General features: G+C 68.3%; 24 protein-coding genes. 19 read left to right on the top strand and 5 right to left on the bottom strand.

The features are described 5' to 3' along the window. The first annotated feature begins 3 nt into the window (after positions 1-3). The 10 genes from HWX08_RS08805 (at position 4) to HWX08_RS08765 (ending at position 8,937) form a co-directional block, all read left to right on the top strand. Positions 4-684 carry a LysE family translocator gene (locus HWX08_RS08805; protein ID WP_084636082.1) on the top strand — a complete coding sequence of 227 codons (681 nt, stop codon included), beginning with the start codon at positions 4-6 and terminating at the stop codon, positions 682-684. Positions 685-747: 63 nt separating this feature from the next. Beyond that, on the top strand, positions 748-2,589 hold the full coding sequence (locus HWX08_RS08800; protein ID WP_174920407.1) for a carbamoyltransferase family protein: 1,842 nt from the start codon (positions 748-750) through the stop codon (positions 2,587-2,589). 21 nt (positions 2,590-2,610) lie between these two features. Next, positions 2,611-2,745 carry a hypothetical protein gene (locus HWX08_RS34580; RefSeq protein ID WP_257785872.1) on the top strand — a complete coding sequence of 45 codons (135 nt, stop codon included), beginning with the start codon at positions 2,611-2,613 and terminating at the stop codon, positions 2,743-2,745. Positions 2,746-2,770: 25 nt separating this feature from the next. After that, on the top strand, positions 2,771-4,102 hold the full coding sequence (locus tag HWX08_RS08795; RefSeq protein WP_174920406.1) for an aspartate aminotransferase family protein: 1,332 nt from the start codon (positions 2,771-2,773) through the stop codon (positions 4,100-4,102). 47 nt (positions 4,103-4,149) lie between these two features. After that, positions 4,150-4,389: a hypothetical protein gene (locus HWX08_RS08790; RefSeq protein ID WP_167375380.1), complete on the top strand. Its 240-nt coding sequence runs from the start codon at positions 4,150-4,152 to the stop codon at positions 4,387-4,389. Next, a complete protein-coding gene (locus HWX08_RS08785) occupies positions 4,386-5,615 on the top strand; it encodes an amidohydrolase family protein (RefSeq protein WP_174920405.1) in 1,230 nt (409 codons plus the stop codon). The genes HWX08_RS08790 and HWX08_RS08785 overlap by 4 nt, the downstream gene beginning before the upstream one ends. Positions 5,616-5,647: 32 nt before the next feature. Beyond that, a complete protein-coding gene (locus tag HWX08_RS08780; protein ID WP_069258358.1) occupies positions 5,648-6,247 on the top strand; it encodes a formyltransferase family protein in 600 nt (199 codons plus the stop codon). Positions 6,248-6,302: 55 nt separating this feature from the next. Beyond that, positions 6,303-6,938 carry a LysE family translocator gene (locus HWX08_RS08775; protein WP_069258359.1) on the top strand — a complete coding sequence of 212 codons (636 nt, stop codon included), beginning with the start codon at positions 6,303-6,305 and terminating at the stop codon, positions 6,936-6,938. Between the two features lie 20 nt (positions 6,939-6,958). Continuing rightward, positions 6,959-8,188, top strand: coding sequence for a hypothetical protein (locus HWX08_RS08770; RefSeq protein WP_069258360.1), 1,230 nt, complete (start codon positions 6,959-6,961; stop codon positions 8,186-8,188). Positions 8,189-8,307: 119 nt separating this feature from the next. Further along, the gene (locus tag HWX08_RS08765) at positions 8,308-8,937 is read left to right on the top strand and encodes a hypothetical protein (protein ID WP_174920404.1); all 630 of its coding nucleotides are present in this window, start codon (positions 8,308-8,310) and stop codon (positions 8,935-8,937) included. Between the two features lie 83 nt (positions 8,938-9,020). Here the strand turns inward: HWX08_RS08765 and HWX08_RS08760 are convergent, their stop codons facing one another. Then, a complete protein-coding gene (locus HWX08_RS08760) occupies positions 9,021-9,287 on the bottom strand; it encodes a hypothetical protein (RefSeq protein ID WP_174920403.1) in 267 nt (88 codons plus the stop codon). 116 nt (positions 9,288-9,403) lie between these two features. Here HWX08_RS08760 and HWX08_RS08755 point away from each other — a divergent pair, with 116 nt between their 5' ends. Next, the gene (locus HWX08_RS08755) at positions 9,404-9,658 is read left to right on the top strand and encodes a type II toxin-antitoxin system Phd/YefM family antitoxin (protein ID WP_069258363.1); all 255 of its coding nucleotides are present in this window, start codon (positions 9,404-9,406) and stop codon (positions 9,656-9,658) included. Beyond that, entirely contained in the window at positions 9,649-10,065 is a 417-nt protein-coding gene (locus HWX08_RS08750; protein ID WP_069258364.1) for a PIN domain-containing protein, read from the top strand. The genes HWX08_RS08755 and HWX08_RS08750 overlap by 10 nt, the downstream gene beginning before the upstream one ends. Before the next feature lie 170 nt (positions 10,066-10,235). Here the strand turns inward: HWX08_RS08750 and HWX08_RS08745 are convergent, their stop codons facing one another. Then, on the bottom strand, positions 10,236-11,093 hold the full coding sequence (locus tag HWX08_RS08745; protein WP_174920402.1) for a PhzF family phenazine biosynthesis protein: 858 nt from the start codon (positions 11,091-11,093) through the stop codon (positions 10,236-10,238). A gap of 267 nt (positions 11,094-11,360) precedes the next feature. Between HWX08_RS08745 and HWX08_RS08740 the strand changes: the two genes are divergently transcribed. Together HWX08_RS08740 and HWX08_RS08735 are read left to right on the top strand one after the other, a co-directional pair. Further along, positions 11,361-11,738 (top strand): hypothetical protein, encoded by a 378-nt coding sequence (locus tag HWX08_RS08740; RefSeq protein WP_174920401.1) that lies wholly within the window; start codon positions 11,361-11,363, stop codon positions 11,736-11,738. 120 nt (positions 11,739-11,858) lie between these two features. Beyond that, positions 11,859-12,494 (top strand): NUDIX hydrolase, encoded by a 636-nt coding sequence (locus HWX08_RS08735; protein ID WP_174920400.1) that lies wholly within the window; start codon positions 11,859-11,861, stop codon positions 12,492-12,494. A 32-nt stretch (positions 12,495-12,526) separates the two neighbouring features. Here HWX08_RS08735 and HWX08_RS08730 read toward each other — a convergent pair whose 3' ends face one another. Continuing rightward, positions 12,527-13,498, bottom strand: a complete 972-nt coding sequence (locus tag HWX08_RS08730; RefSeq protein ID WP_174920399.1) for an AraC family transcriptional regulator — start codon at positions 13,496-13,498, stop codon at positions 12,527-12,529. A 94-nt stretch (positions 13,499-13,592) separates the two neighbouring features. Here HWX08_RS08730 and HWX08_RS08725 point away from each other — a divergent pair, with 94 nt between their 5' ends. Both HWX08_RS08725 and HWX08_RS08720 read left to right on the top strand, forming a co-directional pair. Continuing rightward, positions 13,593-14,423 (top strand): oxidoreductase, encoded by an 831-nt coding sequence (locus HWX08_RS08725; protein WP_174920398.1) that lies wholly within the window; start codon positions 13,593-13,595, stop codon positions 14,421-14,423. A 190-nt stretch (positions 14,424-14,613) separates the two neighbouring features. Beyond that, complete coding sequence (locus tag HWX08_RS08720) at positions 14,614-15,450, top strand: alpha/beta fold hydrolase (RefSeq protein ID WP_174920397.1); 837 nt, start codon at positions 14,614-14,616, stop codon at positions 15,448-15,450. Positions 15,451-15,642: 192 nt separating this feature from the next. On the opposite strand, the gene HWX08_RS08715 is transcribed toward HWX08_RS08720, so the two are convergent. Both HWX08_RS08715 and HWX08_RS08710 read right to left on the bottom strand, forming a co-directional pair. Further along, positions 15,643-16,356, bottom strand: a complete 714-nt coding sequence (locus HWX08_RS08715) for a DUF3142 domain-containing protein (protein ID WP_069258369.1) — start codon at positions 16,354-16,356, stop codon at positions 15,643-15,645. Between the two features lie 7 nt (positions 16,357-16,363). Next, positions 16,364-18,535 (bottom strand): PA5441 family protein, encoded by a 2,172-nt coding sequence (locus HWX08_RS08710; RefSeq protein ID WP_174920396.1) that lies wholly within the window; start codon positions 18,533-18,535, stop codon positions 16,364-16,366. Between the two features lie 459 nt (positions 18,536-18,994). On the opposite strand from HWX08_RS08710, the gene HWX08_RS08705 reads away from it, so the two are divergent. The 3 genes from HWX08_RS08705 to HWX08_RS08695 all read left to right on the top strand — a co-directional run bounded on the left by HWX08_RS08705 (position 18,995) and on the right by HWX08_RS08695 (position 22,073). Next, entirely contained in the window at positions 18,995-20,509 is a 1,515-nt protein-coding gene (locus HWX08_RS08705) for a hypothetical protein (protein ID WP_069258371.1), read from the top strand. 37 nt (positions 20,510-20,546) lie between these two features. After that, a complete protein-coding gene (locus HWX08_RS08700) occupies positions 20,547-20,873 on the top strand; it encodes a hypothetical protein (RefSeq protein WP_069258372.1) in 327 nt (108 codons plus the stop codon). Positions 20,874-21,020: 147 nt separating this feature from the next. After that, on the top strand, positions 21,021-22,073 hold the full coding sequence (locus tag HWX08_RS08695) for an AraC family transcriptional regulator (RefSeq protein ID WP_069258373.1): 1,053 nt from the start codon (positions 21,021-21,023) through the stop codon (positions 22,071-22,073). Positions 22,074-22,117: the final 44 nt, after the last annotated feature.

The following is a 22,117-nucleotide window of genomic DNA, read 5'->3' as shown; positions in this document are numbered from 1 at the left end:
GCGATGGATTACCTGTCGATCATTCTGTTCGTGATTTCGACCTGCGTGACGCCCGGTCCGAACAACGTGATGCTGATGTCGTCCGGCGTGAACTTCGGCACCGCGCGCACGATGCGCCACGTGATCGGGATCAACGTCGGCTTTCCGCTGATGCTGATCGCGGTCGGGCTCGGCGCGGGCGTGGTGTTTCATCGCTACCCGTCGCTGCACGATGTGCTGCAGGTCGTCGGCGCCGTCTACATGCTGTATCTCGCGTACCGCATCGCGACCGCGCCGACCGTCGATTTCAACGCGAAATCGGGGGCGCCGCTCGGCGTGATGTCCGCGGCGCTGTTCCAGTGGGTGAACCCGAAGGCATGGGTGATGGCCGTCGGTGCGGTGCTGACGTATGCGTCGACGTCCGGTTCGTATGCGTTCGACGTGCTCGTGATCGCGCTGCTGTTCTGCGTGTTCGGCTCGCCGTGCTCGATGGTGTGGGTGTTCTTCGGGACGTTCCTGCGGCGCTACCTGGCGAAGCCGCGCGCGCTGCGCGTGTTCAACGTCGCGATGAGCGCGGTGCTTGTTGTCTCGCTGGTACCGGCCCTGCACGGCCTCGTCGCGAAAGGGCACCGCGACGCAGCCGGCGATGCGCCGGCCCGGCCCGTCGCCGGGCATGTCGTGGCGGCGCACGACCGTCTGTCGTAGCGCTGTCCGTCGCGCCCGCGCATTTCCAACTCAAACAACCGATCAATCGACAGTCACTTCGACATGGCCAACCATATACTCGGCATCTCGGCGTTTTATCACGACAGCGCAGCCGCGCTGATCCGGGACGGCGTGCCTATCGCGGCCGCCCAGGAAGAACGCTTCACCCGGGTGCGTCACGATCCGGCGTTTCCCGCGAATGCGATCCGCTACTGTCTCGACGAGGCAGGCATCCGTCTCGGCGACCTGACGGCGATCGTCTACTACGAGGATCCGAAGGAGAAATTCTCGCGCGTGATGTCGTCGTTCGCGAGCGCCGGCACCGGCGGCGCTCGGGCGTTCGCGCATACGATCCCCGAATGGCTGCGCTGGAAGCGCCGCATGATCGAGCACGTCGACCAGGAGATCGCGCAGCTCGGGCTCGGACACGCACCGAAGGTGATCGCGTCGCAGCATCACCGCTCGCATGCGGCCGCCGCGTTCTTTCCGTCGCCGTTCGAGCGCGCGGCCGTGCTGTGCATCGACGGCATCGGCGAATGGCACTCGACGACCGTGTGGCGCGGTGACGGCACGTCGCTGCGCCTGCTGAACTCGATCTCGTATCCGCATTCGGTCGGGCTGTTCTATTCGGCATTCACGTACTACTGCGGCTTCAAGGTCGATTCCGGCGAATACAAGCTGATGGGGCTCGCGCCGTACGGCGATCCGATCTATGCGGACACGATCCGCGACGAGCTGATCAACATCCGCGCCGACGGCTCGTTCACGCTCAACATGGATTACTTCGAATACCTGAAGGGCGAGCGGATGGTCGGCGACGCGTTCGAGCGGCTGTTCGGTGCGCCAATCCGCCGGCCCGAAAGCCCGATTTCCCAGCGCGAATGCGATCTCGCGGCATCGGTGCAGAAGGTGACCGAGGAAGTCGTGCTCGGGCTCGCGCGCGCGGCGGTCGAGCAGGCTGGCGAACGCCGGCTCTGCCTCGCGGGCGGTGTCGCGCTCAATTGCGTCGCGAACGGCGTGCTGAGCCGCTCGGGCGAATTCGACTCGCTGTGGATCCAGCCGGCCGCCGGCGACGCCGGCTGTGCGCTCGGCGCGGCGATGGATGCCGCGGTGAAGCTCGACGGCCGGCCGCATGTCGGCACCAGGCTCGCGGATGCGATGAGCGGCGCGCTGCTCGGCCCGCGCTTCGGCGACGACGAGATCGCCGCGTTCCTCGACGGCCACGGCTATCGCTACAAGCGCCTCGAAGGCGAGGCGCTGTTCGACGAGGTCGCCGGCCATCTCGCCGAGGGCGCCGTGGTCGGCTGGTTCCAGGACCGCATGGAGTTCGGGCCGCGCGCGCTCGGCGCACGGTCGATCATCGGAGACCCGCGCGACACGACCATGCAGCGCAAGATGAACCTCAAGATCAAGCACCGCGAATCGTTCCGGCCGTTTGCGCCCGCCGTGCTGCTCGAGGATGCGACGCAGTATTTCGACATCCGCGAGGAGAGCCCGTACATGCTGATCGTGTCCGAGGTCGCCGATGCGATCAAGACCGAACAGTCGCGCAGCCCGGGCGGCCCGAACCGCGGGCTCGGCAGCATCAACGACGTGCGCTCGACGCTGCCCGCGATCACGCACGTCGATCTGTCGGCGCGCGTGCAGACGGTCACCGACGAGAGCAATCCGGCGTTCGCGCGCCTGTTGCGTGCGTTCAAGCGCCGCACCGGCTGCCCGGTGCTCGTCAATACGTCGTTCAACGTGCGCGGCGAGCCGATCGTTTGCCGGCCGGAAGAGGCGTACGCGTGCTTCATGCGTACCGAAATGGACGTGCTGGTGCTCGGCTCGCACGTGCTCGTGCGGGCGGACCAGCCCGTGTTCGAAGAAGAAACCGACTGGCGCGAGGCGATTCCGCTCGACTGACATCGGATCTGGGAGACAACCATGCTGCTCAAGACACTGTCCTTTCTGCTTTACCTCCTCGTGCTCGTGCCGATCGGGTGGCTGCGCCGGCTCGGCAACCACTCGCGCTTCAGCCCGGGTTTCCATCGCGCGCCCACGTCGTGGGACCGCACCTGAACACGCACGTCACGGAACCACGCACATGTCAGCAGTCATCTACAAGAACCTGAATGCCGCGCCGATCGTCGCGACGGGCGGTGCGGGCGTCTGGATCGAGGACGCCGCCGGCAAGCGCTATCTCGACACCTGCGGCGGTGTCGCGGTATCGAGCCTCGGGCACGCGCATCCGCGCATCGTCGCGGCGATGGAACGCGAGGCGCGCAAGCTCGCGTGGGCGCATGCGGGCAGCTTCACGACGCCCGCCGCCGAGGAACTCGCCGAGCGGCTCGTCGCCGCGTCGAACGGGCTCGCGAAGGCGCAGTTCCTGTCCGGCGGCTCGGAGGTGATGGAGCTCGCGATGAAGATCGCGTACCAGTACCAGTGCGAGCGCGGCAAGCCGTCGAAGCAGACGTTCATCGCGCGCCGCCAGGGCTATCACGGCAGCACGCTCGGCACGCTCGCCGTATCGGGCAATCCGCAGCGACGCTCGGTGTTCGAGCCGCTGCTGCCGCCGGCGGAGTTCGTGTCGCCGTGCTACGCGTACCGCCATCAGCGCGCGGGCGAGAGCGACGACGCGTATGCGACGCGTCTCGCACAGGAGCTCGACGACAAGATCCGCGTGCTCGGCGCGGAGAACGTCTGCGCGTTCGTCGTGGAAACGGTGGTCGGCTCCACGAACGGCGCGGTCCCGGCGGTGCCGGGTTACCTGAAGAGGATCCGCGAGGTGTGCGACCGGCACGACGTGCTGCTGCTGCTCGACGAGGTGATGGCCGGCATGGGCCGCACCGGCCCGCTCTTCGCGTATCTCGACGACTGCATCGTGCCGGACCTCGTCGCCGTCGGCAAAGGGCTGGCGGCCGGCTATCAGCCGATCGCGGCGGTCCTGACGAGCGCGGCGATCCACGACGCGATCGCGCACGGCACCGGCGTGCTCGGCAACGGCCAGACCCACGTGAACCATCCGTTCGCCTGCGCGGTCGCGCTCGAAGTGCAGCGCACGATCGAGGACGAGCGGCTGCTCGACGCGGTGCGCGCACGCGGCGAGCAACTGCGTGCGCGGCTGCGCGAGCGGCTCGCCAACGTCGAGAACGTCGGCGACGTGCGCGGCAGGGGGCTGTTCGTCGGCGTGGAGTTCGTCGACGACCGCGCAACGAAGGCGCCGTTCAGCGGCGGCGGCGCGTTCGCCGCGCGCCTGAAGCGCGAGGCGCTCGGGCGCGGCCTGCTGATCTATCCGGGGTCCGGCACGGCGGACGGCGTGCACGGCAATCATGTGCTGTTCGCGCCGCCCTTCGTCGCGACCGCGCAGGACATCGACGAGATGGTCGAGCGCTTCGCGGACGTCGTGCAGGCGTGCGTGGTCGCGCAACCGGCATGACGCACGGCCTGCACGAAGGATTCGCGCGCGGAACGGGAGACGACGCGATGAAACTGCAAGCGGATGAACTGGACGGATGGGTGCTGGAGCACGCGGATTTCGAGCGGCTGCCGTCGCACGGCTACCTGTTCTACTCGGACCGGCGCTGCTACGTGTGCTATCCGGCGAGCGGCGCACGGCGCACGCGCGACGTGCTGCCGCGCGTCGTCGACCTGCTCGCGCGGGGCGGCGACGGCGCGTGCCGGCTGCGCGGCCTGCTGACGCTCGCTGCAACGGAGGACGCATGATGCATGCGGAATCACTGATCGTTACACCGGCGCGGGCGTTGCCGCCCGTGGCGCCGGCACCGCGCGACGACGATGCGTGGGCGCTCGTCAACGCGCTCGTATTCGACAGCCGCGCCCACGTGCTGCGCCAGGCCGACGTCGAGATCGCGGCCGGCGAGATCGTCGCGGTCGTGCCGGCGGGTGCCGCGCGCGTGTCGCGGCGCATCGACGCGAGCGGGCTTCTGTGCGCGCCGGGGCTTGCCGGCGTGTTCCCCGCGACGGGCGGCGCGCAGGCCGACGCGCTGCCCGGCGACGCGCTGTCGCGTTCGCTGGCGCGCGGCATCACGTTGACCGGTTGCCTGACGGCGGACGTCGCGGGCGACCTGCCGCGCGCGATGCGGGCCGGCGGCCGCGTCGTGCTGTTCGCGACGCTCACCGATCGTTGGGTCGGCCCCGGCGACGGGCCGCCGATCCGCAGCGTCGACGGCTGTCTGCTCGAATACGCACGGGCGCTGCAGGCCGCCGACGAAGCGCGCGCGCGCGTGGTCGTCGCGCCGGCGATCGGCTCGCAGCTCGCGGCATCGCCGCGTCTCGTCCTCGCGCTGCACGAGGCGGCGCGCCGACGCGGCGGCCGTTTCGCGGTGCGCATCGACGGCGGCGGCGAATATGCGTCGCAGTTCCGCGACGCGTACGGCTGCTCCGGTGTCGCGCTGTTGCGCAGCCTCGATGCGCTCGATTCGCATGTGCTGGCCTATCCGGCCACGCCGCTCGGCAGTCACGAGCGCAGCATGCTGCGCGCGAGCGGCGCACACGTGGTCGGCGCCACGCCCGCGCAGGGCGGCGAGGCGGCCGTGCTCGCGTGGTCGGGCGCCGACGCGGGCTTCGATGCGTGGCTCGACGTGCGCCGCCGCGAACGTCGGGCCGCATCGGCCGCGTGGCGCGCGCGGGATGCGGCCGCCGAACTGGTCGACAGCCTGACGTGGAAGGGCGCACGCGCGCTCGGGCTGGCCGACGCCGGCCGCGTGGCGACCGGACAGCGTGCCGACCTGCTGCTGTACGACCGGCCGCCCGCCGTGCGCGAGCGCCCGGCCGCCTTCGACGCCGCGGCGTTTCTCGAGCTGGTCGCGCACACGAGGCCGGCCGCCGTGCTCGTCGACGGCGAATGGGCCATCGGCGCGCCGCCGGCCGCCGCGTATGCGCCCGGCGGGCCGTCCGCCGACGATTTCGCGATCCGCTTTGCACGCTGATCGTTTTTTCACCGTTTGAGGGAGGGTGTCCGATGTCGAACGAACCGTGCCGGGACAAGGTCCTGCTGTCGGTCTGCACGATGAACTGGTGCGATCTGGGCGTCGAATTTGCGAAGACGGTGTTCTCCGACGTCGAGGTGTTCCGCTGGGATCCGGGCGACCCGTATCCGCACCACCTGCGCGACTGGGAAGGCGACTGGATCATCTCGTACCGGGGCGACTTCATCTTCCCGAAGGAGATCTACTCGCGGGCCCGCAAGGGAGCGATCAACTTCCATCCGGCGCCGCCGAAGTATCGCGGGCTCGGCAGCCAGCACTACGCGATCTACTACGGCGACGAGACTTACGGCTCGACCTGCCACCATCTCGCGCCGTCGGTGGACAGCGGGCAGATCATCAACGTCGCGCGCTTCAACGTCGCGCAGGCGGAAACCGCGTCGTCGCTCCGGCTGCATGTCGGCGCGTACTGCCTGCAGCAGTTCATCGAGCTCGTCACGGACTACATCGTGCCGGGCCGCGCGTTGCCGCAGTCGACCGAACGCTGGGGCGAGCGCCTGTACCGGCAGGGCGAGCTGCAGGGATGGATGGACAAGATCCGGCAGGAAGAGCCCGATCACCGTTGTTTCAGATAAGCATGACGACGCGCGGCGAGACGGCCGCGCGTCCCGACCGGCACAGGATACCCAGATGAATCTCGCGCATTTCTCCAACTTCGGCGTCGCGTTCGCCGTCTACCTGATCGGCACGGCGACGCCGGGGCCGGGCAACCTGTCGATCGCGAACGCGTCGCTCAACTACGGACGCACGCCCGGTCTGGCGATGGCGGCCGGCGTGATTTCCGGCTCGCTCTGCTGGGGCGTGACGGCGGCGGCCGGCGTGTCCGCGATGCTGTTGTCGTACCGGCCGCTGCTCACGTGGCTCAAGATCCTCGGCGCCCTCTACTTGCTGTGGCTCGCGTACAAGGCGATCCGCACCGCGTATTCGTCGCGTGACCCGCTGAAGGCGGGCGCGCAGGCGCGGCGCGGCAGCCTGGCGGTGTTCTATCTGCAGGGGCTCGGCATCCACCTCACGAACCCGAAAGCGATTCTGACGTGGCTGACCGTGACGACGCTCGGGCTGTCTGCGAACTCGCCGGCGTGGACGAGCTTCGTGCTCGTCGCCGGTTGCGCGGTGCTCGGCTTCATCGTGTTCACGACGTATGCGCTTGCGTTCTCGTCGCATTCGGCGGGGCCGTTCTTCACGCGCACACGCAAGCCGTTCGGGCTCTTCTGCGGGCTGTTCTACTGCGTGCTCGCGGCGGGCTTCATCCGCTCGCTCGCCTAGCGTCTCCGGCGGAGCGCCGCGTGAGGCATCTTCAGACCAGCGACCCGACCATCGCATTTCAGCTATGGCGCGAACGCACGCGCCAGGACAACTGCCTGCATCTGGAGATCGCGCTCAATTATCTGAGCGAGGCCGTGTTCGAGGCGCAGTTCGCCGCGGCGACAGCCAGTCTCGCGTGGCGCGCGACGCCGGTGAATCCGGGCGACCCGGACGACATGCGCTCGGTCGTCGACACCGTGCAGCAGGTCGCGGCCCGGCGCGCGTGCCGGCTGTTCGGTGCCGAGTATGCGAATGCGCTGCCGATGTCCGGCTCGCAGGCGGGCGTCGTGGTGCAGCACGCGACACTGCGTTGCGGCGACGCGGTGCTCGACGTGTCGGCCTCGCGCGGGCGGCCGACGCTGCGGATCTCGCGCGTGAACGCGCTCGGGCACCTCGACCCGCTGGCCGGCTGCTGGATCGGCGACGGACGCGGCCAGATCGATTGCGCCGCGCTCGCGTGGCATGTGCAGACGGTCGCGCCGCGAGTCGTTCGCGCGACCGTCACGGCCAACTGGGGGCTGGACGACTGGGCGCCGCTCGCGGTCGTCGCGCATGACGGCGGCGCGTATTTCACGGTCGATCTCGGTCACTTCGCGGGGCCCGTCGCGGCGGGGATCCTGCAGTCGCCGGTGCCGTATGCCGATTTCGTGTCGATGGCGACGAACGGCACGCTGCGCGGGCCGCGCGGCGGGCTCGTGCTCGCGCAGGCCCGCTTCGAGCCGCACGTCGAGCGCGCGCTCGTCGTGGGAAACGACACGCTCGTCGCGCTCGCGGCGAAGGCGGTTGCGTTTCACGAGGCGTTCGCCGAACCGTTTCGCCGGTACCAGCGGCAAATGCTCGACAACGTCCGGGCGATGTCCGCGGTGCTCGTCGAGCGCGGCTTCAGGACGGACAGCCGCGAGTCCGGGCAGATCGTCGTCGGCGGTCTCGGGCCGGCGGGCGGTGCGTCGGCCGCGCTCGAACGACTGGCGGCCGCGCACGTGCTCGCGGACCGCTACCGCCTCTACCGGCCGGACGAGGATCAGATCGTCGATGCGGGAATCGGTGTCGGCGTGGCGGCACTGACCGCACGCGGACTGACGACGCGGGACGCTGCCCACGTCGCGCACCTGATCGCCGACGTGCTCGGCGCGCCGCAGCGCGACGAAATCGTCGAGCGTGCTCGCGACGAGGTTCATGAGCTGTGCAGGCAGTTTCCGGTGGGGCAATGAGCGGAGTGGATCACGCTGGGTACGGTCCGGGCGCGTCGTCGGGGTGAGCGGCGTTGTGCGTCGATTCTGCGGGCGGCGATCACTCGACAGGTGGGAATGGAATCTGATTCGCAATCCGAATGGAAATACGCAAAAGAACGAAAGTGCGCCTGTACGGCACGTATCGGTGGCCATGGCATGCGATGCCGCGTCAACCCGTCTCGTGGGGCGGGCTCGATCTGTCTTCGGTGTTCGGCAAGCCGCTTCCCGGTTTCTGCGCGTACTACGGTAGTTCGGCACTCGATTTCATCAAGGCGGATGCGGCTCTCGGTTGCGGATACTCGCCGCGCGGCGCTCCGACGCATCAGCTTGCCTATTTCGAGCTGACTGCGCATTTTTCCAACCCGGCGCCCCACGCGACGAACTCGATCGACCGCTGGAAGCGCGCGAATACGTCGGTCCTCGATCTTCGGCAGGGACGATATGCGCACGCGCTGTTGCCGATGCTCGAATCCGTGTTCGGGGCCAACGGGCACAGCGGCATCGTCACGGCGCTGAACGCCGAACCGGAACGGGTGCGGGAGATCGTGAACGCGCTCCCTCATCTCGAAGCGGTGGTTTTTCCGATCCAGTGTGCGGACGACGTCACGCGGCTCCTGATGTGGGTCGTCGATCCGGACAAGGCCATCTCGGCCATTGCTCCGAGTGCGACAGGGTTGGCATTTTCGTTACGAACGGACGGCAGGGCGGACATGACCGTTCCGGTTTGAAACCGGATCGGCGCCATCGGGAGCCTTGCTTTCGCTCGATCCGGTGGCGGCCCTGAAAGCGCGTTCGTGCGCACGCCCGGCGTTCATGCGTAGCTGGCGATCAGCGTATCGAGATTGTGTTGCGCGCGCGCCGTGAGCGGCGCGAATTCAGCCGAGTGAAACAGCGGGTCTTGCGCGCGCAGATGTTCGAGCGCCTGCCTGCGGCCGGTGCGGAACCCGGCCGACGGCGCATCGAGGTCCTGCGCCCATTCGCGAGCGATCGCGCAGTCGTAATCGCGCAGCCGGTCGGGCTCGGCCGCGAGGATCGCGAGATCGGCATCGAGAAAAATCTGCCCGGCCCGCTGGCTCACCGACCATTGGAAGCAATACTCTGCCCGTCCTGCAAAGGACCGGCTTTCTTTGCATCGCCCCGCGCAAAATGCGTATATTACGTATAATACGCATTCTAGAGCCCTCGGAGGTCGACATGCCAACCATTACAGCAACCGAGCTGGCACGCAACACGCGCCAGATCCTCGACCAGGTCGCGCAGCGTCGCGAAACCGTCGTGGTCGAACGTAACCAGACCGTAATCGCTCGCCTGGTGCCGGCCGAACCCGTCATGAACGCGGCGCAGGCGCTCGAGGGCTTGCCGCAGACGCTAGGCGCCGAGGACGCGGCCCGCTGGCTGCGCGATAGCCGCACTGGCTTCGAAGACGGAGTGCGTGACCCGTGGGCGTAATTATCGACAGCTGCGTTTGGGTGGGCTTGGCGGGTGGTGCAGTTGAGCCGCGCGCCGTGATCGACGCCGCCGGCGACGCGCCGGTGTTCATCTCAACGGTCTCGCTCGGCGAACTGGCATTCGGCGTGCATGCATGCGCGGACGCCGCTGAGCGTGCGCGGCGGGCCGCACACCTGAGGCAGCTCGAGCGCCGGCCGGTGCTCGACGTCACGAGCCACACCGCGGCCGCGTTCGGCGTATTGGCAGCGGCCGTCAAGCAAGCCGGCCGCTCGCCGCGTCCGCGCTATAACGATCTGTGGATCGCGGCGCAGGCAATCGAGCACGGCTACGTGCTAATGACGCTGAACACCGCGGATTTCGCGGATTTGCCTGGGCTGACCGTGCTGATGCCTGCAGCGGCGGCCTGACGTGGCCGCCGCTCTTGAGCCTGACCGGAGTGCACGATGGCATTCCGCAATACCTCGACGCGCCGGCTTTCATCGATGAGCGCAACTTTCGCCAGTTGACGCCGATCGGCGCGCATTTGCGCGACGCGTATCCGCAGCTCGCCATCGCGCACGGCGACGACCGAACTGGGTTACACGTCGATCACGCCGCGCCCGAGTTCGATCACGCGCCCGCCGACGCCGATCGTGCCGGCTGCGTCGACCGATAGCCGCAGCAGGCAAGGCCGGCCGATGGCTTCACCCTGTTCGACCTGGAATGCGGCAGGCAGGCTGCGGTTCATCGCCAGCAGCCATCCGCCCAGGTTCGCACAGGCGGACCCGGTGCCCGGGTCTTCCGACACGCTGCCCTGCTTCACGAAGAAGTAGCGCGACACCACCGTCCCCGGCCGCTCGGCGTCGAACGCGAACACGTACGCGGTCTTGCGGCCGAGGCTGCTCGTCGGCCAGGTGTCGACGCTTGCGCCGTCAGGCTGCGCGCGGCGCACGGCGGCGGGGTCGCGGAGCGCGACGAGCAACTGGTCGGCGCCGGTGTCGACCCAGAGCGGCGGCGCGAGCAGATCGCCTTCGTCGAGCCCCAGCAGGGCCGCCATCCGTGCATCGGACAATGCGCACGGCGCCGTCTTCGGCATGCCTGCGTGCGGCGCGGTGAACGTCCACACGTCGCCTTGCGCGAGGACGTCGACCACGCCGGCCTTGAATTCGAGCGCGAGCCGGTCGCCCGTACCCAGCAGGCTGCGCACGACCTGCGCGGTGCCGAGCGTCGGATGGCCCGCAAACGCCATCTCGTGACCCGGCGTGAAGATCCGAACCCGCGCATGCGCACGCTCCGACGGCAGCACGAAGGTCGTCTCCGACAGGTTGAACTGCACCGCGAGTGCCCGCATGGTCGCGTCGTCCATGCCACGCGCATCTTCGAATACGCACAACGGGTTGCCGCCGAACGTCGATTCGGCGAACACGTTCAGCAAGCGGAAGGCATAAGAGGTCATTCGAGGCTCGTGTGAGTGTGGAATTTCCGTGTCCGCGCGGAATGTGCGCGGCTCGCTACGCGGGGCAGCCGCGCGGCGTTGCAGCGGTCGGTTCGGATTATCGAGCGGCGCGAGCATCGCCGGCATGTCGGGGTGCTTCAGGAGCTTCCTGTATTCCGCCAGATTCATTGCATCGATCTGCACGCGACTGCCCATGTCCGCCTTGATGGTCTCGATCGAGAGCAACGTAATCGCCGAATGGGTCGTCAAGGTGGCGTGACCGGATGAATGATCGCCGAAATCCGAGACTGCCGCCTCGGTGTCGTCCGCTACCGCTACCACGATCCGGCGACCGGACCGCCGCAGACTGGCGCTCGCGCCGCATTTGTTCCTGTCGCGGCGGCGCGCCGCGGTGAGCGTGCGATTGCCGCAAATCGCCACGTGCGTCTCGACGCCTCGCGCAGCGGCCCGAGATCGCCGATCGCTTCGTTCCGGCCGCCCGCGAAGCGCTGCGTTCGCGCATTGACGATGACGCGCGCGACGACGATTCGACATCCGATTTTCGTGCATGATGGGATTGCACCGTTGATCGCCGCCGATCGGGCTTGCGCCACGCCGGCGAAGCGTTTCGCGCCGCAGCGGACGGTCGCGGCTTCGTGCGTGTGATGGGCGATCGCACGCGAACGCGGCATGATCGGATTGCCCCCAACGACGCCGCACCCACGCAACACCTGTCGGGGTCAGGGTCGCCCGGCGCGTGCCGGTTGCCGCACGCAGGAGGAAGTCATGGAACCTGACGGAAACGTCGCGAATACCGGCGGCGAGCCGGCCGTGCTCGACGCGATCGTCCGTGCGGTGGAAGGCTGCGGCATTCCTGCCGGCACCGACTGGCCGACGGCGATGCAATCGCTCGCGGACAACGACGGGCAGTGGAAATTCTCGGCAGTGCTGGTCGCGATCGTCGCACGCCGTGAGCCAACGATCCTGTTGACCCTGCGCGCGCCGAATCTCAGCGAATACTCGTCGCATGTGAGCTTTCCGGGCGGCCGCCCGGCGGCGTCCGATCGCGATATCGGCGCGACCGCATTGCGCGAGGCGTTCGAGGAAATCCGCCTCGCGCCGGACGCGGTCCGCGTAGTCGGCAGCTTGCCGATTCACAAGACCAGAAAGCGCCGTCACGCGATCTTTCCCGTGATCGGCATCGTGCCGGAAACGGCGCTATGGGAGGCGGCGCCCGCGGAAGTCGCCGAGATCTTCGAGTTTCCGTTCTCCGTGCTGCTGAATCCGGATCTGCTGCGGCAATACACGGACGGCGAGCGCACGGGCGCGTGGTACTGGGCGGAGCAGACGCAGGACATCTGGGGCGTGACCGCGCTCATCCTGAAGTCGGTCGCCGGTCTCGTGCGCGATGCCGTGCGTTGACGGCAAGCGACACGGCCGGATATCGACGCCGTTCAATGCGACGACACGAACGCCGCATCGTCGAACGCCGCCGGAAGAGCGAAGCTGTCGCGCATGCGCTGCGTTTCCTTCGCCGGCGTCAGGCCGAACAGGCGTTTGAATTCGCGGCTGAACTGCGACGGGCTCGCATACCCGACCGCATAGCCGGCCGCTTCCGCAGTCAGGTCCTCGCGCACCATCAGCAAGCGCGCCTGATGCAGCCGGATCGACTTCAGGTACTGCATCGGCGACACCTGCGTGATCGCCTTGAAGTGACTGTGAAAGCTCGGCACGCTCATGCCGGCTTCGTCGGCCAGTTGCGACACGTCGAGCGGCTGCGCGTAATCGGCGTGGATCACGCGCAGCGACCGGCCGATCCGGCCGAACTGCCCGCGCATCGCCAGCGCGCTGCGCATCGCGCTGCCCTGCGCGCCGGTGAGCACGCGGAAATACAGCTCGCGCAGCAACGCCGGGCCGAGCACCGCGGCGTCGAGCGGCCGGTGCAGCGCGTCGACGAAACGCAGCACCGATGCGTGCATCGTCTCGTCCATCGGCGTCGACATCATGCTGCGGGGTGCCTGCACGGGCTCCGCGATGCCTGCCCGGTCGATCTGCGCGGCGAGTTCGGCGGCCAGCGTGAAATCGAGGTGCAGGTACAGCGCGAGCAGCGGGCGTTCCGGCGTGGCGTCGGTTTCCATGGTGAACGGCACGGGCACGGACACCGCCAGATAGTGATGCGCGTCGTACAGATAGCGCTCGCCGCCGAAGTAGCCGCGCTTGCAGCCCTGGCACACGATCACGATGCCCGGGTCGTACAGCACCGGCGTGCGCGACAGCGCGCGGTTCGAGCGCAGGATGCGCACGCTCGGCAGCGCCGTCAGGTTGTAGCCTTCGTCGGGCGCCAGCGCGCGCAGCAGCGCAACCAGGCGCTTGCGTTCGCGCGGCGGCAGCGACGGAACACGGTCGGAAGAGGGCTCGTTACTCATAGTTTTGTGCAAGAAAATCAGCGGAATCGGGCTTATTCCGCGTAGCGGGTCAGACTAGTATGCATGCTTCAATCGACATTCGGGAGAAGCTCACATGGCATCTGGCAACCTCATGCTCATCACCGGCGTCAGCAGCGGCTTCGGCCGCGCGCTCGCTCAGGAAGCGCTCGCGGCCGGTCACACGGTGGTCGGCACCGTGAGAAGCGAGCAAGCGGCGCGGGATTTCGACGCGCTGTCCGCGCAGGCGGTCGCGCGCGTGCTCGACGTGACCGACTTCGATCGCATCGACGGCGTCGTGGCTGACATCGAGGCGAACGTCGGGCCCGTCGACGTGCTCGTGAACAACGCCGGCTACGGGCACGAAGGGATCATGGAAGAATCGCCGCTCGCGGAGATGCGCAGGCAGTTCGACGTGAACGTATTCGGCGCGGTGGCGATGATGAAGGCGGTCGTGCCGTACATGCGCGAACGGCGGCACGGCCGCATCCTGAACGTCACGTCGATGGGTGGCCACATCACGATGCCGGGCATCGCGTACTACTGCGGCAGCAAGTTCGCGCTGGAAGGCATTTCCGAAGCCGCCGGCAAGGAGCTGGCGCCGTTCGGCATCGCGGTGACGGCCGTCGCGCCGGGTTCGTTCCGCACCGACTGGGCCGGCCGCTCGATGTCGCGCACGCCGCGCTCGATCGCGGATTACGACGCGCTCTTCGATCCGATCCGTCAGGCACGCGAAGAGAGGAGCGGCAAGCAGCTGGGCGATCCCGCGAAGGCCGCGCGGGCGATGCTCGCGGCGATCGCGTCGGACCATCCGCCCGCGCATCTGCTGCTCGGCAGCGACGCGCTGCGGCTCGTGCGCGGCAAGCTGGCGGCGCTGGACGAGGAAATCCGGGCGTGGGAGGCCGTGACGGTGTCGACGGACGGTTGACGCGCGAGGCGGCGCGCCGGGCACGACGGGCACGGGCGCGTCGACGCGGCATCGTTCGCACCGCGAGGTTTCGCACGCGTCGACCGGATCGCCGACGCTCGTTCGCATCCTGGAAGCATCGTTTAACAAACCTGTCCCATAATGGCTACCGGCCGGAGCGCCACCTTCATCCACCTCACAGGAGTCCGCGATGCCATACGTCACCACGAAAGATCACGTCGAGATTTTCTACAAGGACTGGGGGCCGAAGGACGCGCAGCCCATCGTCTTCCATCATGGCTGGCCGTTGTCCGCGGACGACTGGGACGCGCAGATGCTCTTCTTCGTCCAGAAGGGCTATCGCGTGGTGGCGCACGATCGGCGTGGCCATGGGCGGTCGGCGCAGGTGTCGGACGGCCATGACATGGATCATTACGCGGCAGATGCGTTCGCGGTCGTCGAAGCGCTCGACCTGCGCAACGCGGTGCACATCGGCCATTCGACGGGCGGCGGCGAAGTGGCGCGCTACGTCGCGAAGCACGGCGAGCCGGCCGGCCGCGTCGCGAAGGCGGTGCTGGTCAGCGCCGTGCCGCCGCTGATGCTGAAAACCGAATCGAACCCCGAAGGGTTGCCGATCGAGGTGTTCGACGGCTTCCGCAAGGCGCTCGCGGACAATCGCGCGCAGTTCTTCCTCGATGTGCCGAGCGGCCCGTTCTACGGGTTCAACCGCAACGGTGCAACCGTGCATCAGGGCGTGATCCGCAACTGGTGGCGGCAGGGGATGGAGGGTAGCGCCAAGGCGCATTACGAGGGCATCAAGGCGTTTTCGGAAACGGACCAGACCGAAGACCTGAAGTCGATCTCGGTCCCGACGCTCGTGCTGCACGGCGAAGACGACCAGATCGTGCCGATCGCGGATGCCGCGCTGAAGTCGATCAAGCTGCTGAAGAACGGCACGCTGAAGACGTACCCGGGCTACTCGCACGGGATGCTGACGATCAACGCGGACGTGCTCAACGCCGACCTGCTGGCTTTCGTGCAGGCATAACGGTTGCCGGGGCGGCACCGGCCCGCTGCGGCGGGCCGCGCCGTCGCGGGAGACCGAACCGGTTCAGCGCGACCTTCGGCCGCAAGCTCGACGGCCGCGAGGATGCGATGCCAGGTTACGCGAGACGATGCTGAAGATCGACGATCACGAAGCCGGAGCACGGGTGCGGTCGACGCCGCCTTGCTTTGCCCGTCAGCCGTTGCGCAGGAACACGACGTAGCCGCGGAACCACGGGTTCGTCGCGAGGTAGGGCGGCGCGTCCCACTCGCCGCCCTGGATGATGCCGATGCGAAACGGCAACTGCAGCCGCGCGACGCGCGGCAGGTAGTCCGCGTAGTCGGGGATCGTGCGGCGGCCCTGGTAGGTCTGTACGACCACTTCGTCGACGATTCCCCTGAGCTGGTTGACCTGGTCGGTATCGATGCGGCTGCTCCAGTCGAGCAGCCCGGTGATGCTCAGCCGGCAATCGGCGGGCAGCGTCTCGCGCAGCGACCGCAGGAATTCGAGGTAATCCTGCAGGTGGCGCGTGCGCGCATCGAAGTCGATCTGGATGCCGGCGATCGTGCGGCCCGACGCGCGCCAGCGCGTGAGCTGCGCGAGCATGATCTGCGCGACGCGCGGCGTCCAGCGCAGCGTGTGCGCACGATAGACGAGCCAGACGCGCGCGTTCGGCGCGGGCGGCAGCGCGACACCCTGCGCGATCACGCGGACCTGCGACTCGTCCCGCGGCGACGCTTCGATCTGCCCTTGCAGCACGTAGACGGCGCGGGCGTCGCGCACGACCGCCTGCGGCTTCACGCCCGCCCACAGCCAGAACGCGTCGTACTGCTTGGCGTCGACGGTGCCGGCCAGCGCGACGCGCCCGGCCAGCAGCGCGACACACGCGATGCACGCGATACGCTTCACGCGGCGCTTACCAGTAGTAGCGCAGCTTCTGCGCCCACGGGCTGCCCGGGTAGCTGGCCTTCAGCGCATCGAACCAGCGCTTGCGCGCGTTCTTCGGCACGTCCTTGCCGCCGCATTCGTTGTAGCCGGCCGGCGCATAGCACTTGATCGCACGGTAATACGCGTACGCCCGGTCGTTCGGGTTCGCCTGCGCATCGGCCATCACCGTCACGTAGCTCGACATCCGCTCGTACGGCTTGCCCGCGAACTGCGACGGCGCCGCGCCGAGCGTCGGCGGGATGCGGGTGGCGGAGGTCTTCGACGCATAGCGCATCCACGGTGGCACCGGATCGCCTTCGAGGCCCGACGCGGGCGGGTGCAGGCGCACGAAATCGGCGAGACAGTTCAGCCCCTTCGCATCGGCGGGATTCTGCTGGAGCGTCGCGGCGATGTCGTGCGCGGACGGGCACACATAGCCGTCTTCGTTTTTCGCGCCCGCCGCGACGAACGGCTTCAGCGGATCGGCCGGCGTGCCGGGCACCAGCGCGGCATCGGCGATGAATTCGGCGTAGTGCGAACGCGTGAGTTCCTTGTACAGCAGCGTGTACAGCGCGGTGTCGCGCAGCGCGCCGCCGCTCGCCTGGTTTTGCGCCTGCGCGCGCAGCAGGTCCGCACTGGCCGAGCGTTGCAGCAGCACGGCGCGGATCGCGGCGTTCTGCACCGGCGAATCGTCGGCGAACGCATCGTTGACGAGCCCGGCTTGCTCCAGGTTGATCGCGAGCGCGAGTTCCAGGGCTTCGCGCTGGAAGCGGAACGTCGCGAGCGGGATCAGGTCGCGCCACAGCTGGCGCGCCTTGTCGGTCTGGCCGCTATCTTCCAGCGCGAACCCGCGCAGCGCCTGCTGGCTCAGGCCGAAGTAGTCGAGCGGCTCGGCGGGTGCCTGCGGCAGCAACGCGAGCGCGGCGTCCGGCTTGCGGCCGACCTGCACGTACCAGGTCGCGAGCAGGTAGTCATGGAGCGCGGGCGCGTTCGCGAAGCGCGGCTTCTGCGCCTGCAGGTCGTCCAGCGTCAGCGGCTTGGCGCGGCTCGAATCGCTGCTGTCCGACGTGCGCATGCGCAGCAGGTCGACGGTCGCGAGCACGGTCGGCGACTGAATCTGTCGCGCATCGAATTCCGCGCCGAACAGCAGCTTGCTGTCGAGTTCGTTCGCGAGCTGGATCAGCGGCACGTTCGACGTCGCCGGCGACCAGCGCGCAAGCGCGTGGCCGTACAGGTCGGCCTGCTGCGTGACGTTCCCGCCGAGCCACGCGACACGCCGCAGCAGCCCCGTCGCGGAGGTCGCATAGCGTCCCTGCGGATAGATCTTCAGGTAGGTGCGAAAGACCGTATTCGCGGCGTCGAGCGACACCTTCGTCACGCGCTCGCGCGACGGCACGGGGCTGTCGTTGTCGAACGCGTTGGCCTGCGCGGCGTTCAGTTGCGCGCGCCCGGCCATGTAGAGCCCGGTTTCCTTCAGCCACGGGTTCGCGCTGTGCGACGCGCTCGCGAACGCGCGGGTCGCGCCCAGGAAGTCGGCGCGGTAGAACGCGTTCGTGCCGTCGAGGTAGGCGGCGAACTGCTGGCCGAGCGGCGACTTGACCGGCGGCTTTGCCCAGGCCGCGCTCGCGCCGCCCGCGGCACAGGTCTTCTGGGCGATGTCGGCGCGCGCGGTGCGCAGCCGTGCGGCTTCATCGGCGGGGAGGCCGCCGGCGCTGCCCAGTGCGTCGTTGAATGCGTCGGCGCCCGCGCGCATGCTGCGGCAGATGCTGCCTTCGCCGTCGGCGTACCGGTTCGACGCCGTGTCGGCATCCGCGGCGTCGCCGCTCTTGTCGGGCGCTTTCTGCCCGATGTCGATCCATCCGGAGAAGTCCATCGGGAACGGCACGACGATCTGGTTGATCCGGTCTTTCGCCGGGATCGTCTTCGGGTCCGGAAACGTCTGCGCGACCTTGGCGCTGTCGACCATCATCAGCATCGCGTTGATGCGGGTGTCGTTGGCGGGGCTGAGCATCGGCACGTTCGCGCACGAGTAGGCGGTTTGCCGGAGCGTGGGGGGCGCATAGCAGCCGTCGTCCCCGCTGGCATGGGCGGCCGGAATCCAGAACAGGCCGGCCGCCAGCGCGGCGAACAGGTGTCGGTGCAGCAATGGGGTGTTGGGCATTTTTTCTTGTCCCGGGTGTGAGGCCGCAGCGGCCGGGTCTCTCAGGCGAGGCGTTTCGCCCCGGCGCGTATCGTACCGCACCGGCCACTCGGGCTGATTCGGCCGCGAGCGCGCGCAGGCCAGGCGCCGGTTTCCGCAGATGCGGGCGGGCGAAACGGAAGTCCACTCACTGTAGACGCAACGCCACCTTGAATCCGGACGCCCTGAATTAAGATGCAGCCGGCAGCGACGGACATCCGTCGATAGATGACACGTCGTGTCCGCGCTGCCCGACGGGGGCGGTCTGCAGAAAGCGGCGTTCGCATCGATTCGCACGACGGAATCGGGCATGACGGGAACGAACGCCGGTTTTCATGCCTGTTCAATAGCACTGCTTATCAATCGACTGGCCGGCGCGATGCAGCGTGTCGGCGAACGGCTGACGAGAGTAAGCCGGAGAACGACAAAAAGAGGATTCCGATGAAACCCATTGCATGGATGGTCATGGCAGCCGCGCTCGCGCTGTCCGCATGCGGCGGCGACGACGTCGCCACGAACGGCGGCGCGTCGTCGACGTCGCCGGACAAGCCCGGTTCACCTTCCGGTCCGACCTCGCCCGGCGGTTCGAACGGCGGTTCGAATGGCGGACCGACGGACGGCGGAACCACGCAGCCGCAGGCCGGCTGGTCGAAGGCGGCGGCCGTGGACGGCAAGGGACCGGAAGGCGAGCCCAGCGTGACACTCGACGCGAGCGGCAATGCGCTCGCCACCTGGATGACCAACGGCACGGCCGGCACGACCGGCAACGAAATGTGGGGCGCGCGCTATGTGGCGGGCTCCGGCTGGGGAAGCGCGACGCGGCTCGACACGAGCGACGGTTCGCATGCGATGAATTCGCTGACCGGGGTGCAGCCGCAACTGGTCGGCAACGCGAGCGGGCAGGCGGTCGCGTTCTGGACCGAATGGACGCCGGGCCCCAACACCTATGCGCTGTGGGCGCGCCCGTACAGCCCGGGCACCGGGTGGGGCACGCCGGTCTCGCTGGCGCCGGACATGGCCGGCTCGTCCTATACGGCCGGCATGGACAGTCAGGGCAACGCGCTCGTCGCGTGGACGCAGTCGATCAGCCTGCTCGATACGCGCATCGCGTGGTCGCGCTATACGCAGGCCGGACAGTGGTCGCCGACGGCACTGATCCAGATGCCGGTGCAGACCGGCCCCGACGCCGTGACCGGCGACACCGACAACGTGAGGCCGATGATCTCGGTCCTGTCGTCGGGCCGGGCCGTGCTCGCGTGGCGGCAGACCAACCATACGAAGTCGGCGCTGTGGACGGCCACGTACGACGCGACCAACGGCTGGGCCAACGTCAATCAGGCGGTGTCGAATTCGAGCCTGTTCACGACGATCGTCTCGCCGACGGCCGGCATGGATGCGAAGGGCAACATCACGCTGGTCTGGGGGCAACTCGACGTGACGGGCGGCAAGCTCTACACCAGCACGATGTCGCAGCGCTATGTCTCCGGCACCGGATGGCAGCCCGCGCAGCCCGTCGCCCCGGCGATCGCGGTGCCCACCGGGTTCATCGCGACGCCGATGCTGACCGTCAACGAAAACGGCGTGGCCGCCGCGATGTGGGCGGAGGGCGGCGCCGTCCTGCAGGCGAGCGTATCGGACGCCGGCGGAAACTGGGGCCCGCTGCAGAAGCTGACGGAACACCTGAACGGCGCGGCGCTCCAGTACCCGCCGCTCGTGATCGATCCGGCCGGCAACGTGTCGGTCGCATGGGAGGACACGGGCACGCCGAACGCGACGGTCGTCTTCGCGGCCAGCTATCGGAAGGGGGCGTGGAGCACGGCGACGCTGGATCCGCAGAGCGGATCGTGGCCGGCGCTGGCCGTCAATGCGGCGGGAGCGATGGCGCTCGTCTGGCAATCGTATGTCACGAATATCGGCAGCCAGATCCAGTCCAGTTTTTATACGCCGGGTTCGTAACCGGCCGGCATCGGGAAGTCGAAGGAGAAATCAGACCATGAAGAAAACCTTGCATTGCACCGGACGGACCGCGCTGGGCGCGGCGCTCGCCGGCCTCCTGTTGTCCGCGTGCGGGTCGACGCAGATGAACATGGTCGACGTGCAGACGTCGACCGCGAAGACGCTCGGGCTCGCGTCGTCGGACGAGATCACGATCGCCAACGTGCAGTACGGGAAGAAGGACGGCCTCGGCGGCCAGAAGGTGAGTTACGACGCGACGACCGGCAAGGGGCGGCGTTTCGGCTGCACGGTGTTCATGATTCCGGGGCTCACGCCGATCGATCGGCCGACGTACAACAACTGGGAATGCCATCCGCAACGCTGATGGCCGCGGCAACGACGGCGCCCGTCGCGGCGCGCCGGGCGACCGCCTGCGGGACGATCCGCCGCGCCGGCCTTGCGCCGGCGCAATTTGGTCCGATAATCGACGAACCGATCTATCCTCTCGTGTCGGCTCGATAAAAATACTGTCATGGATCAAGCGGAATTCGTCCCCGTTTTCAAGTTTCGCACCATCGATTACCCGGAGCCGGACCGGTTCCACGTCTGGGTCAAGGACATGCTGTGCGATTACCGCCTCGACGATGACGGCGGTCACGGCCCGTTCGACGCGGAAGCGAGCGGCGCGGCGCTCGGCCCGCTGATCCTGTCGGGCCGGCACTGGCGATCGCGCGCGCCGGTCTATCGGGTCAATCGGACCACGCGGCGGATCCGGCTCGACGGCCAGGATTCGATCCGCTTCACGCTGCTGCTCGGCGGGCGGGTGGCCAGCCATATCGGCGGGCCCGAACTGGTCAAGGGCGCCGGCGAACTGTTCGTCTACGACGTCGCGCAGGTCAACGACTGCAGGGTCGAGGCCGGCGACGTGATCAGCCTCGTCGTGCCCAGATACCTGCTGCCGAGTCATGCGGCGCGGGCGCACGGCCAGACGCTGACGAGCGGCGTGGGGCGGCTGGTCGGCGACCACATGCTGTCGCTGTTCCGCAATCTGTCGAAGCTGCGCACGCACGAGATCCCCGGCATCGTGCAATCGATGCTGTTGCTGTTGAGCGCGGCCGTGTCCCCGACCACGCAGGCGCTGCACGACGCATGCGGCCCGATCGACGGGGCGCTGGCCGAACGGGTGCGACGCTACATCGACGTGCACCTGCTGGAACCCGATCTCGATCCCGACCGGATCTGCCGCGATATCGGTGTGTCGAGAGCGCGGCTCTATCAACTGTTCAAGGAAGACGGCGGCGTGATGCGGCAGATCACGCGCCGGCGGCTGCGTCACGCGTACCACGTGCTGGGCGACCCGCAGCGCCGGCATCGGCGCATCGCGGAGATCGCATGGGCGCACGGCTTTCCCGACGAGAAGTATTTCCACCGGCTGTTCAAGGCGGAGTTCGGCCATACGCCGAAGGAAACGCTCGAATGCGCGACCGCGCCGGTGCTGCTGCCCTGCGATGCGGCCGACGATCGGTGGGCGGATGGCGGCCGGCTGGCAGGGTGGACGCTGCCGTTCGGCGTGCTAACCAACTGAGTGGGCGGGCAGCGCGTTGCGGCTGCCATGCGGCGGCCCCGTTT

It is taken from the genome of Burkholderia metallica (assembly GCF_902832845.1).
Classification (GTDB): Bacteria; Pseudomonadota; Gammaproteobacteria; order Burkholderiales; family Burkholderiaceae; genus Burkholderia; species Burkholderia metallica.
Note: the sequence above shows the minus strand (reverse complement) of the source record. Positions and strands in the feature narration are given on the sequence as shown.